Origin of the sequence: Streptomonospora mangrovi, from assembly GCF_027604915.1 — a bacterium.
Classification (GTDB): Bacteria; Actinomycetota; Actinomycetes; order Streptosporangiales; family Streptosporangiaceae; genus Streptomonospora; species Streptomonospora mangrovi.
The window spans coordinates 14,448-27,240 of record NZ_JAJAQC010000022.1 but is presented as its reverse complement, the minus strand read 5'-3'; the positions used below and the strand labels follow the sequence as shown (position 1 = coordinate 27,240).

The 12,793-nt window shown below is 74.3% G+C and carries 9 protein-coding genes; 1 reads left to right on the top strand and 8 read right to left on the bottom strand.

The genetic code is table 11. The annotated features are described in order from the left end of the window. Positions 1 to 107 precede the first annotated feature (107 nt). From LG943_RS14465 to groES, 8 genes are all read right to left on the bottom strand, one after another. The gene (locus tag LG943_RS14465; RefSeq protein WP_270072794.1) at positions 108 to 1,871 is read right to left on the bottom strand and encodes a 3' terminal RNA ribose 2'-O-methyltransferase Hen1; all 1,764 of its coding nucleotides are present in this window, start codon (positions 1,869 to 1,871) and stop codon (positions 108 to 110) included. Positions 1,872 to 2,105: 234 nt separating this feature from the next. Then, a complete protein-coding gene (locus LG943_RS14460; protein ID WP_270072793.1) occupies positions 2,106 to 3,836 on the bottom strand; it encodes a glycerol-3-phosphate dehydrogenase/oxidase in 1,731 nt (576 codons plus the stop codon). Between the two features lie 210 nt (positions 3,837 to 4,046). Then, positions 4,047 to 4,928, bottom strand: a complete 882-nt coding sequence (locus LG943_RS14455; protein ID WP_270072792.1) for a lysozyme family protein — start codon at positions 4,926 to 4,928, stop codon at positions 4,047 to 4,049. 254 nt (positions 4,929 to 5,182) lie between these two features. Beyond that, complete coding sequence (locus LG943_RS14450) at positions 5,183 to 6,289, bottom strand: GuaB3 family IMP dehydrogenase-related protein (protein WP_270072796.1); 1,107 nt, start codon at positions 6,287 to 6,289, stop codon at positions 5,183 to 5,185. 188 nt (positions 6,290 to 6,477) lie between these two features. After that, entirely contained in the window at positions 6,478 to 7,971 is a 1,494-nt protein-coding gene (gene guaB, locus LG943_RS14445) for an IMP dehydrogenase (RefSeq protein ID WP_270072791.1), read from the bottom strand. Positions 7,972 to 8,135: 164 nt separating this feature from the next. After that, a complete protein-coding gene (gene shbA / locus LG943_RS14440; RefSeq protein ID WP_270072790.1) occupies positions 8,136 to 8,759 on the bottom strand; it encodes an RNA polymerase sigma factor ShbA in 624 nt (207 codons plus the stop codon). Between the two features lie 205 nt (positions 8,760 to 8,964). Continuing rightward, positions 8,965 to 10,584: a chaperonin GroEL gene (groL, locus tag LG943_RS14435; protein WP_270072789.1), complete on the bottom strand. Its 1,620-nt coding sequence runs from the start codon at positions 10,582 to 10,584 to the stop codon at positions 8,965 to 8,967. A gap of 118 nt (positions 10,585 to 10,702) precedes the next feature. Further along, positions 10,703 to 11,014 (bottom strand): co-chaperone GroES, encoded by a 312-nt coding sequence (gene groES, locus LG943_RS14430; protein WP_179768902.1) that lies wholly within the window; start codon positions 11,012 to 11,014, stop codon positions 10,703 to 10,705. 193 nt (positions 11,015 to 11,207) lie between these two features. Between groES and LG943_RS14425 the strand changes: the two genes are divergently transcribed. Next, the gene (locus LG943_RS14425) at positions 11,208 to 12,488 is read left to right on the top strand and encodes a class I SAM-dependent methyltransferase (RefSeq protein WP_270072788.1); all 1,281 of its coding nucleotides are present in this window, start codon (positions 11,208 to 11,210) and stop codon (positions 12,486 to 12,488) included. The last annotated feature ends 305 nt before the right edge of the window (positions 12,489 to 12,793 follow it).

The window sequence follows — 12,793 nt, the reverse complement described above, 5'->3', positions numbered from 1 at the left end:
GGGGGGGGGGTCTGCGGGGGGGGGGGGGGGGGGGGGGGGGGGGGGGCCGCCGGCCGGGGGGGGGGGGGGGGCGCCGCCGCGCGGCCCCGAGGAGGGGTCGACGGCGCTCATTTGGTGAACACTCCCATCTGGGTGGAGGCCCCGACCTCGGGGTCTTCGGGGCCGACGGGCAGGTAGCGGACGCGGTAGCCGTAGGCGGCGGCGGTGTCGTCGGCCCACGCGCGGAACTCGGCGCGGGTCCACTCGAACCGGTGGTCGGTGTGGCGGTGGGCGCCGTGGGGCAGCGTGGGGTAGCGGACGTTGTACTCGACGTTGGGCGTGGTGACGACCACGGTGCGCGGCGCGGCGTCGCCGAAGACCACGTGCGCCAGCGCGGGCAGCCGGGGCGGGTCGACGTGCTCGATGACCTCCATGAGCACGGCGGCGTCATAGCCCCGGAACCGGGGGTCGGTGTAGAGCGCCGAGGCGGTGAACAGGGTCAGCCGCCGCCGGTGGTGCTCGGGCCGGCGGTCGAGCCGCAGCCGCCGCCGCGCCTGCTCCAGCACCGCCGCCGAGACGTCGGAGCCCGCCACGGTGTCGAAGCCGTGGTGGTCCAGCAGCCGCGCGAGCAGCCGCCCCGGCCCGCAGCCGAGGTCGAGGACGGACCGCGCGTTCTCGGCCTGGAGCACCGCCAGCACCGCGCCGGCCCGCCGCTCGGCCAGGGACGGCCCCCGGTCGCCGACCGGCTCCGGGGCGGCCGCGCCGGGGACGACGGTGCCCGGTGCGGACGCGTCGGCGTCGTCGGCCGCGTCGCCGGTGGCAGCGTCGGGAGCGGCCTCGGGAACGGCATCGCGGGCGCCGCGCCCGGCCGCCGGGTCCGGACCGGCCGCGCCCTCCGGCGCGGCCGGTGCCCGCGCCCTTTCCGGGGGCTCAGTACCGTCCGGAGACTCCGCACCGACCGGGTTCCGCGATCCGGACGGACCGCCCGGTCCGCCCGAGCCGCCCATGCCGGGTGCGGTCGGCGCGGACTCCCGCTCCTCCGCATCGCCGCCAGGGAGCGTGGCGGCGGTCGGCGGCTCCTCCTCACCGGGTTCGGTGGCGACGGTGTCGGGCACGGCGGCGAGGGGGTCGCCGGGGTCGGCCGCGAGGTCGTCGAGTTCGCTGAGCCGGGCCAGCGCGGTGCGCAGGAGCTGGGTGCGCCGCGCCAGGTAGCGCCGGGTGATCCAGGCGCGTTCGGGGTGGGCGGCCAGCCAGCCCTCGCCCGCGCGGAGCAGCTTGTCGACCTCGTCGGCGCTCACCCAGTAGTGCTTGTGGCCGTCGAGGACCGGCAGCAGGACGTAGAGGTGGCTGAGCGCGTCGGCCAGGCGGAGGTCGCCGGTGAGGGTGAGGGAGACGTAGTGGGAGTCGCCCCAGTCGGGCAGGCCGGGGTCCAGGGCCACGGGATCGGCGTCGACCCGCCAGCCCAGGGGCTCGAACAGCCGCCGCGCGAGGTCGGGGCCGCCCCGGCACGGCACGGCGGGCAGTGACAGGGTCAGCGGCAGCGCGGACGCGGCGAGGTCGGGGCGGACCGCGCTGCGCCCCCGCAGGGCGCTGCGGAAGACGTCGCCCAGCGCCACCGCGAACAGCGAGGACGCGGCGTAGGGGCGGTCGTTGACGTACTGCGCCAGGGAGAAGTCGGGGCTGTGCGCCCCGGACTTGCGGGTGCGCAGGAGTGCCTGGGGGTCGACCTCCAGCAGCAGCGCCGCCGTGCAGCGGTCCGCGCGCGCCTCGGGGTAGAAGACGTGCGCGGTGCCGTAGGACTGCTCGAAGCGCTGCACGCGGTCGGGATGCTTGTGCAGCAGGAAGCCGAGGTCGGTGGCCGGCGGGCGCGTGGTGGTGATCGTCAGTAGCACGGCCCCAGTGTGGGGCAGCCGCCCGCCGCGTTTCGACTCCTTTTTCCCGCCTGTGGAAAACCGCCCCGGACGTCCCTCGGCCGTTCTCCGCGGTCCGGCGGGCGGCCGGGCGAGGGGCGGGGAGGGGCGCGGGAACGGTGGAGGGGCGGGACGCGGGGCGCGCCGCCCGCCGTCCCGCCCCTCCTTCCGGTTGTGTGCGGCTCCGGGTCACCGCTCCGGGCGGCTCCCCCGGAGCTACTTCACGCCGGCCGCCGCCACCTGGGCCGGCGGCACGATCTCGGGCGCGCCGTGCTGGATGGCGTCGGCCTCGTTGTCGTTGTCCTGCTCCTGCGCCGAGCGCTCCACCTCGATGCGCTTCCGGTAGTAGGCGACCTCGCGCTCGATCTGCTCCTCGGTCCACCCCAGCGGACCGGCCATCAGCCGCGCGGCCTCCTCGGCCGCCGCGATGCCCCGGTCCCAGGTCTCGATGGAGATCCGGGTGCGCCGCGCCAGCACGTCGTTGAGGTGGCGGGCGCCCTCGCACTGGGCGGCGTAGACGATCTCGGCCCGCAGGTAGTCGTCGGACCCGCTCAGCGGCTCCTTCAGCCCGGGGTCGGCCTCCATCAGCGCCAGCACCTCGTGGATCAGCGTGCCGTAGCGCCGCAGCAGGTGCGTGACGCGCGAGCGGTGCAGCCCGGAGTCGCGCGCCAGCTTGCCGCGCTGGTTCCACAGCGCGGCGTACCCCTCGGCGCCCACCAGCGGCACGCGGTCGGTGACCGACTCCGGGATGCGGCCGTCGAGGCCGTGGGCCACCGCGTCGACGGCGTCCTTGGCCATCACCCGGTAGGTGGTGTACTTGCCGCCGGCGATCAGCACCAGCCCCGGCACCGGGTGGGCCACGGTGTGCTCGCGCGACAGCTTGGAGGTGTCGTCGGACTCCCCCGACAGCAGCGGGCGCAGGCCGGCGTAGACGCCTTCGACGTCGTCGCGGGTCAGCGGCACCCGCAGCACCTGGTTGACGTGGTCCAGCACGTAGTCGATGTCGCGCCGGCTGGCCGCCGGGTGGGCCTTGTCGAGGTCCCAGTCGGTGTCGGTGGTGCCGATGATCCAGTGGCGCCCCCACGGGATCACGAACAGCACGCTCTTCTCGGTGCGCAGGATCAGCCCCGAGGACGCCTGGATGCGGTCGCGCGGCACCACCAGGTGGATGCCCTTGGAGGCGCGCACGTGGATCTGCCCGCGCCCGCCGACCATCTCCTGGATGTCGTCGGTCCACACCCCGGCGGCGTTGACCACCTGCTTGGCGCGGATCTCGATCGGCTCACCGGTCTCCAGGTCCTGGGCGCGGGCGCCCGTGACGTGCTCGCCCTCGCGCAGGAACCCGACCGCCTGCACGCGCGAGGCGATGTGGGCGCCGTAGGTGGCGGCGGTGCGCAGCACGGTGAGGACGTAGCGGGCGTCGTCGACCTGGGCGTCCCAGTACTGCACCGCGCCCACCAGCGCGTCGCGGCGCAGCGCGGGGAAGACCCGCAGCGCGCCGCCGCGCGTGAGGTGGCGGTGGTGGGGCAGCCCCCGGGAGTTGCCCATGGAGGTGGCCAGCGCGTCGTAGAGGGTGACCCCCGCGCCGACGTAGGGCCGCTCCCAGTGCTTGGTGAGCGGGTAGAGGAACGGCACCGGCCGCACCAGGTGCGGGGCGATGCGGTGCAGCAGCAGGCCGCGCTCCACCAGCGCCTCGCGCACCAGCTCGAAGTCCATCTGCTCCAGGTAGCGCAGCCCGCCGTGGATCAGCTTGCTGGACCTGCTGGAGGTGCCCGACGCGAAGTCGCGGGCCTCGATGAGGCCGACCGACAACCCGCGCGACACGGCGTCCAGCGCCACGCCGGCGCCCACGATCCCGCCGCCCACCACCAGTACGTCCAGCTCGCCGCCTGCCATGGCGGCCAGCGCCTCGGCACGCTGGTCCGGGCCCATCCGCGCTGCTGTCATCTCACGCCTTCCGACCAAAGCCTCTACCGGGTACGTTTCGGATCGTCCCCTGGCCAGGCTAACCCCACACGTCCCGGGCATTCCGCTGACACGGCGACGACCGTGTCACAGGGTGTGCGCGGGGCAAACGGCACGGCCGGTGCGAAGGGGGCGGTCGGCGCGAACGGCGCGGTACCGCAGCGAAACGCGCGGACCGGCCCCTGCGGGCCGCTAGCCCAGCGCCTCGGCGGCGTCGTCGGCGTAGCGGTCGGCGGCGGCCAGCACGTCCTCGCCGTAGGTCCGCGACTCGTTGTAGTCGAGGATGGCCTCCCACCAGCCGGAGTCGGTGGTCAGCACCCGGTCCTTGGAGCACAGGTAGCGCGCGGCGGCCAGCGCGGCGTCGTCGATGTCGTGGGGGTCGGCGCCGCCCACGTCGTCGGCGTCGGCGCCCCAGCGCCCCCACGTGGTCGGGATGAACTGCATCGGCCCCACGGCGCGGTCCCACTCGGTGTCGTGGTCGTAGTCGCCGTTGTCGGTGTCGTGGATGACGCGGGTGTTGTTGTCGCCGTCCAGCGGGATGCCGATGATCTCCTCGGTGGTGCGGCCGTCGGGGCCGATCTCGCCGCCCAGGATGGTGCCGTGGACGGACTCGATCTCGCCGATGCCCGCCAGCGTGGGCCAGGACACCATGCACCGGGGCTTCTCGGCGCTGAGCCGCAACTGGGCGCGGGCGTAGGCCTCCAGCGCGCGTTCGGGCACCCCGGTGGCCTCCGACACCGTGGCCAGCCACTCCGGGCTGGGGTCGGCGGCGGTCGGGGCGGGGTCGGGCGAGGGGCGGTCGTCGGCCGACAGCTCGGGGCCGCCCGAGGCCGAGGCGTCGGTGGCCGGGACGGTGTCGATGCTCCCGGCGGCCTCCCCGGCGCCGGGCGGCAGCGCGGGCGGGGCGCCGGGCTCCAGCGCCCCGACGGCGCCGGCGACGCCCGCGGCCACGCCGACCGTGGCCACCACGGCGGCCAGGGCCGCGACGGCGGGCCGCCACCGGGCGGGCCGGGCGGAGGAGGGTGTGGAGGAGGCGGGGGGAGCCTCCGGACCGGTTGTGGGGGGACCGCTCACGGAAACCTCGTCTTCGTCAACGGACGCGGTGGGCCGGGGAGTGCGTGGGTGGGTGGTGGCGTTCGTCGGCGCAGCGCCGCATGGCACCTACGGCCGGTGAACAAAGGTACCCGCTGCGGCCGCCCGGCGGGAGGAGGGAGCCCCGATCGCCGGTGCGCGCCCGGTCGGGGCGCCGCCCCGGGGGCGGCGCGGCGCGGGCCGGGGCACCCGGTCGGCGGGCCGGGCGCCCCGCGGCGGCGCGGCGCCGCGCCGGGTCACCGGTGCGGGTTGACGACGACCTCGACGCGCTGGAACTCCTTGAGGTCGGTGTAGCCCGAGGTGGCCATGGTGCGGCGCAGGGCGCCCATCAGGTTCATCGAGCCGTCGCTGGTGGAGGAGGGGCCGTGCAGGATCGACTCCAGCGTGCCGATCGTGCCCACCCGCAGCCGCTCGCCGCGCGGCAGGTCGTGGTGGTGGGCCTCGCTGCCCCAGTGGTAGCCGCCGCCGGGCGCCTCGGCGGCGCGGGCCAGCGGCGAGCCGATCATCACGGCGTCGGCGCCGCAGGCCAGGGCCTTGGCGATGTCGCCGCTGCGGGTCATGCCGCCGTCGGCGATGACGTGCACGTAGCGCCCGCCCGACTCGTCGAGGTAGTCGCGGCGGGCCGCGGCGACGTCGCCGATGGCGCTGGCCATGGGCACGGCCACGCCCAGCACCGAGCGGGTGGTGTGGCCCGAGCCGCCGCCGAACCCGACCAGCACGCCGGCCGCGCCGGTGCGCATGAGGTGCAGGGCGGCGGTGTAGGTGGCGCAGCCGCCCACCACGACCGGGACGTCGAGGTCGTAGATGAACTGCTTGAGGTTCAGCGGCTCGGCGCGGCCCGACACGTGCTCGGCCGAGACGGTGGTGCCCCGGATGACGAAGATGTCGACGCCGGCGTCGATGACCGCCTTGTGGTACTGCGCGGTGTTCTGCGGCGAGAGGCGGGCCGCCGTGACCACCCCGGCCTGGCGGATCTCCTCGATGCGCCGGCCGATCAGCTCCTCCTTGATCGGCGCGGCGTAGATCTCCTGGAGGCGGCGGGTGGCGGCGGGGTCGTCCAGCTCGCGGATCTCGGCCAGCAGCGGCTCCGGCGACTCGTACCGGGTCCACAGCCCTTCGAGGTCGAGCACCCCCAGCCCGCCCGCCCGGCCCAGCGCGATGATGGTCTCGGGCGAGGCCACGCTGTCCATGGGGCTGCCCACCAGCGGCGTATCGAACCGGTAGGCGTCGATCTGCCAGGTGAGGGACACCTCCTCGGGGTCCCGGGTTCGGCGGGCCGGCACGATCCCGATCTCGTCGAGTTCGTAGGCGCGCCGCCCGTTCTTGCCCAGCCCGATCTCCACCTGAGCCAACGCTTCGATCCCCTCTCGCGTGCCGCGCCGGATCCGTTCACCGGCGCGCGATGCCGAACGGCGAGTGTACCGCCGCCCGTGGTAGGGCGCCGGTGCGGCGGGCGCGACCGCGCTGATCAGCGCGGCGGCGCGCCGCGCACGGCGGCTCCCCTGCCCGGCGGCCCTCTGCCCGGTGGCCCCTAGCGGCGGCCGTGGTAGTTGGGGGCCTCGACGGTCATCTGGATGTCGTGGGGGTGGCTCTCCTTGAGGCCCGCCGTGGTGATCTGCATGAGCTGCCCGTTGTCGCGCAGCTCGGCGACCGTGCGCGCCCCGGCGTACCACATCGACTGCCGCAGCCCGCCCACCAACTGGTGGGCGACGGCGGCCAGCGGGCCGCGGTAGGGCACCTGGCCCTCGACGCCCTCGGGGATCAGCTTCTCCTCGGTGGCGACGTCGGCCTGGGAGTAGCGGTCCTTGGAGAAGGACCGGCCGCGCATGGCGCCCAGCGAGCCCATGCCCCGGTAGGTCTTGTACTGCTTGCCGTTGATGAACACCAGCTCGCCGGGGCTCTCCTCGACGCCGGCCAGCAGGCTGCCCAGCATGACCGTGCTGGCGCCGGCCACGATGGCCTTGGCGATGTCGCCGGAGAACTGTAGGCCGCCGTCGGCGATCACCGGGATGCCCGCCGGGTTGGCGGCCTTGGCGGCCTCCATGACGGCGGTGACCTGCGGCGCGCCCACGCCGGCGACCACGCGGGTGGTGCAGATGGAGCCCGGCCCCACCCCGACCTTCACGGCGTCGGCGCCGGCGTCGATGAGCGCCTGGGCGCCGGCGCGGGTGGCGATGTTGCCGGCCACGACGTCGGCGGGGCTGTTGGCCTTGAGCTTGGCGACCATCTCCAGCACGCCGGCGGAGTGGCCGTGGGCGGTGTCGACCACGATGAAGTCGGCGCCGGCCTCGACCAGCGCGCGCGCCCGAACCTCGGCGTCGGGGCCGACGCCCACGGCCGCGCCCACGACCAGGCGGCCGTCGGCGTCCTTGGTGGCGTCGGGGAACTGCTCGCTCTTGATGAAGTCCTTGACGGTGATCAGCCCGCGCAGCCGGCCCTGGGGGTCTACCAGCGGCAGCTTCTCGACCTTGTTGTCGCGCAGCAGCCGGAAGGCGTCCTCGCGGGAGACGCCCACGGGGGCGGTGATCAGCGGCATCGGGGTCATGACGTCGCGCACCTTGCGGTTGCGGTCGACCTCGAAGCGCATGTCGCGGTTGGTGACGATGCCGACCAGGCGGCCGTCGGAGTCGGTGACCGGCGCGCCGGAGATGCGGTAGTGGGCGCTGAGCGCCTCAACCTCGGCGAGGGTGTCGTCGGGTCCGCAGGTGACGGGGTCGGTGACCATGCCGGCCTCGGAGCGCTTGACCAGGTCGACCTGGGCGGCCTGGTCCTCGACCGAGAGGTTGCGGTGCAGCACGCCGGCGCCGCCCTGGCGGGCCATGGCGACGGCGGTGCGGGCCTCGGTGACGGTGTCCATGGCGGCCGACAGCAGCGGGATGCGCAGCGTGATGTTGCGTGACAACCGGCTGGTGGTGTCGGCCTCGCCCGGCTGGAGGTCCGAATAGGCGGGGACGAGCAGGACGTCGTCGTAGGTGAGCCCCGGCGGCAGGACCTTGCCGCCGTCCCCCGTGAAGAGCTGCGTCATATGCCTTCCAACCACTCGCGCGTGTTGTTTCATCCTAGGGTCTGCGCCGGGGCGGTCAGGCGCCGGACCGGCCCGTTCGCCCGGCGCGGGGGCGCGGTCGTGGGCAGGCTCACACGCGCGAAGGCCGGCGGCGGCGCGCCGGGGGGCGGGCGGGCGCCGCGCGCTCAGGCGGTCCGTTCGGCCGCGGCGACCTTGCGCAGCCGGGCGAGCGCGCGGTGCTGGGCGACGCGGACGGCGCCCGGCGACATGCCCAGCTCGTGGCCGGTCTCGTCGGCCGACAGCCCCAGGATCACCCGCAGCAGGACCAGGCGGCGCTGCTGCTCGGGGAGCTCGTTGAGCAGGGCGCGGGCGCGTTCGAGTTCGGCCACGCGCACGGCCGACTCCTCGGGCCCGGGGTCGTCGTCGGGGCGGTCGGGCACGGCGTCGGTGGGCAGGTCGGCGCGGGTGGAGCGGCGCAGCGCGTCGGCGACCTTGTGCGCGGCGATCCCGAACACGAACGCGGCGAAGGGTCGGCCCATGTCCTCGTACCGGGGCAGGGCCGCCAGCAGCGCGATGCAGACCTCCTGGGCGACGTCGTCGGAGTAGTGGACGTAGCCGGAGACGCGGGAGAGCTTGGCGCGGCAGTAGCGCACCACCATCGGGCGGACCTCGCGCAGCAGCGTGTCGACCGCGCCGTGGTCGCCCTGGACCGCCAGCGAGGTGAGGTCGTTGAGTTCCGTGTCCTTCGCTCCGCGCGGGGCGTCCGCTCGGTTCGCGCGCGCGCCCCCCGCTGCGCGTAGATCCGTCACGTATCGAATGATGCCCCGCCACCGGTACTTACACTTCACCAAGCGCGGATACAGAATGATCACATTTGCCCAAAAAGCCCGGTAATGCGGGCGCGCCCCGGGCGCGATGCCCGGGGCGCGGTGGTAACGCGGCGCCCCGCCGCCCCTGGGGGCGGCGGCGCGCGGTGCCGGCCGGCGGCGGGGGCCACCGGGACCGGCGGGGGTGTCAGTGGCCGTGGCCGTGCCCGTGGCCGTGGCCGGCCTCGGACTCGTCCTCCTCGGGCTTGTCGACGACCAGCGCCTCGGTCGTCAGCAGCATCCCGGCGATGGAGGCGGCGTTCTGCACCGCCGAGCGGGTGACCTTGACCGGGTCGATGATGCCCTGGGACATCAGGTCGCCGTAGGTGCCGGTGGCGGCGTTGTAGCCCTCGCCGACCTGCATCTCGGCGATGCGGTGGGTGACCACGTAGCCCTCGGCGCCGGCGTTCTCGGCGATCCAGCGGGCGGGCTCGGCCAGGGCGCGGCGCACGATGCCCACACCGGTGGCCTCGTCGCCGGTCAGGCCGAGGTCGTCCAGCGCGGTGGCGGCGTGCACCAGGGAGGCGCCGCCGCCGGCGACGATGCCCTCCTCGATCGCGGCGCGGGTGGCCGAGATCGCGTCCTCCAGGCGGTGCTTCTTCTCCTTCAGCTCGACCTCGGTGGCCGCGCCGACGCGCAGTACCGAGACGCCGCCGGCCAGCTTGGCCAGGCGCTCCTGGAGCTTCTCGCGGTCCCAGTCGGAGTCGGTGTTCTCGATCTCCTTGCGGATCTGGTTGATCCGGTCGGCGACCTCGGACTGCTCGCCGCCGCCGTCGACGATGGTGGTGTCGTCCTTGGTGACGGTGACGCGGCGGGCGCTGCCCAGGACGTCCAGCTCGGCGTTCTCCAGGGTCAGGCCGACCTCCTCGGCGATGACCTGGCCGCCGGTGAGGGTGGCGATGTCCTGGAGCATGGCCTTGCGGCGCTCGCCGAAGCCCGGGGCCTTGACGGCGACCACGTTCAGCGCGCCGCGCATCTTGTTGAGGACCAGCGCGCCCAGGGCGTCGCCCTCGATGTCCTCGGCGATGATCAGCAGCGGCTTCTTGGTCTGGACGACCTTCTCCAGCAGCGGCAGCAGCTCGTTGAGGGAGGAGATCTTGCCCTGGTTGATCAGGATGATCGCGTCCTCGAGCACCGCCTCCTGGCGGTCGCCGTCGGTGACGAAGTAGGGCGAGACGTAGCCCTTGTCGAACTGGAGGCCCTCGGTGAAGTCGAGGTCCAGGCCCATGGTGGGGGCCTCCTCGACGGTGATCACGCCGTCCTTGCCGACCTTGTCGAACGCCTCGGCGATGAGGTCGCCGATGGCGGAGTCCTGGGCGGAGTTGGTGGCGACGTAGGCGATGTCGGCGCGCTCGCCGACCTCGCGGGCGCGCTCCACCAGGATCTCGCCGACCTTCTGCGCGGCGGCGTCGATGCCCTTCTTCAGGGACATCGGCGAGGCGCCGGAGGTCACGCTGCGCAGGCCCTCGCGGACCAGCGCCTGGGCCAGCACGGTGGCGGTGGTGGTGCCGTCGCCGGCGGCGTCGTTGGTCTTGGTGGCGACCTCCTTGACGAGCTGGGCACCCAGGTTCTCGTAGGGGTCCTCAAGCTCGACCTCACGCGCGACGGTCACGCCGTCGTTGGTGATGGTGGGGGCGCCGAACTTCTTGTCGATGACGACGTTGCGCCCGCGCGGGCCCAGCGTCACCTTGACGGAGTTCGCGAGGCGGTCGACGCCGCGCTCCAGGGCGCGCCGCGCGTCGTCCCGGAATTCCAGAATCTTGGGCATGTGGGTCTTCCTCTATCCGTACAGGTACGGCCGACATGAAAACCGCCCCGCCCGGCAGGGCGCCGGCCGGGGCGGGAGGCGGCCGGCGTCGCGGAGACCGCGCGCGGGCCGAGGAGTGCTACTTCTCGACGACCGCGAGCAGGTCGCGGGCGGAGAGGACGAGGTACTCCTCGTTGTTGTACTTGACCTCGGTGCCGCCGTACTTGCTGTACAGCACGATGTCGCCGACCTTGACGTCCAGCGGGATGCGCTTCTCGCCGTCCTCGTCCCAGCGGCCGGGACCCACGGCCAGGACCTCGCCCTCCTGGGGCTTCTCCTTGGCGGTGTCGGGGATGACGAGGCCGGAGGCGGTGGTCTGCTCGGCCTCAAGCGTCTTGACGACAACGCGGTCCTCAAGCGGCTTAAGCACAGTCTTGGTGGCGGTCGACACGGTTGTGACCTCCCCCTTCAGGTTCGAGGATTCGAAACGGCATGCTTGGTAAAGGGGCGAGCACGGCGGCCTGCCGTCGCGGGTGCCAGACCGGCCTCGTCGCGATTAGCACTCTACCCTTGAGAGTGCCAGTACTGAACATTAGCCGGGCCCATAGTGCCCGTCAAACAACAGGTCACGGGGGAACATGTCGGTGTCCAGCGGGCAAACCACACCCGACTCCGTGTTCCGCGCGCTGCTGTCTCCGGCGGGCCGCCGGGTGGTCCGGGCGGCCGAGCCCGGCGACGTCGCGGCCGACCCGCTGAAGGCCGCGACCCGGCTGCGCCGCGTGGCCGAGGAGGCGCTGGCGGAGGCCGCGGGTGAGGGCACGGAAGCGGGCGCGGTGGCGGTGCCCGCCGACGCGCTGGCCGGTGCCGCGCTGACCCAGGCGCGGCTGCGCGGCCGGGCGCGGGAGAAGTTCGGGGCGCGCGCCGAGCGGCTGTACTTCACCCCCGACGGCCTGGAGCAGGCCACCCGGTCGCCCGTGGCGGCCTACCGCGCCCGCCGGCTCGCCGCCGCGCTGCCGCCGGACGCGCGGGTGGCCGACCTGTGCTGCGGGATCGGCGCCGACATGGTCGCCATGGCCGAGGCCGGGCTGCGGGTGGAGGGCGTCGACGCCGACCCGCTGACGGCGGCGGTGGCCGAGGCCAACCTCGCCGAACTGGGACTGGCGGAGCGGGGGCGGGTCCGCGTGGGCGACGCCGCCGCGTTCGACAGCCGGGGCTTCGACGCCGTGTTCTGCGACCCGGCGCGCCGCAACGCGCGCGGCCGCGTCTTCGACCCCGCCGCCTACTCCCCGCCGTGGCCGGCGGTGCTGGCGGCGGCGTCGGGCGCGCCGGCCTCCTGTGTCAAGGCCGCGCCGGGGATCCCGCACGAGGCCATCCCCGCCGACGCCGAGGCGGAGTGGATCTCGGTCGACGGCGACCTCAAGGAGACGGCGCTGTGGCGCGGTGCGGGCACACCCGGCGGGCGGCGGGCCACCCTGCTGCGCGGGACCGGCGGCGCGCCGGCCACGCTGACCGCCGACCCCGGCGCGGGCCCGGCGCCGGTGGGGCCGCCGGGCCGCTACCTGTACGAGCCCGACAACGCGGTGGTGCGCGCGCACCTGGTGGCCGAGGCCGCCGCGCTGGTGGGCGGTGCGCTGCTGGACCCCCACATCGCCTACATCACCGCCGACCGGCTGGTGCCCACCCCGTTCTGCCGGGTGCTGGAGGTGCGCGAGGTGCTGCCGTTCTCTTTGAAGCGGCTGCGCGCGGTGCTGCGCGAGCGGGGGGTGGGCCGGGTAACGATTAAGAAACGCGGATCAGCGGTCGACGTGGACAAACTCCGCCGCGACCTGCGGCCGGCGGGCCCGGAATCGGCGGTCGTTGTGCTCACTCGCGTGGGGAATCGTCCGATTTCGCTCGTATGTTCCGAGGTCACGGGCACGGAATGAACAAAGCACGCCAATCGGGCAAATCCCCGCCTTTCACCATGCACCTCCGCAAGGGGTGACTAACGCGACGATCGGTACTAGCGTGACGCTCCAGACCGCTTCCGTCCGCACCTCTCCTTTGCCGCTTCAAACGCGGTGAACAGGCGTGAGTCGTTAGACTGGCGCCCGCTGAATCCGTCCCTTTCCTGGGCTCCTCCGGCGAAGCGCACAGGTCGTCGCCGGTCGGCCGGTTGCCCTCCCGTTCACCGCGACCCCGACCATCACCCCGCGTGACCATCGAGCCCCCGTCCGTGTGTGACGCGCGT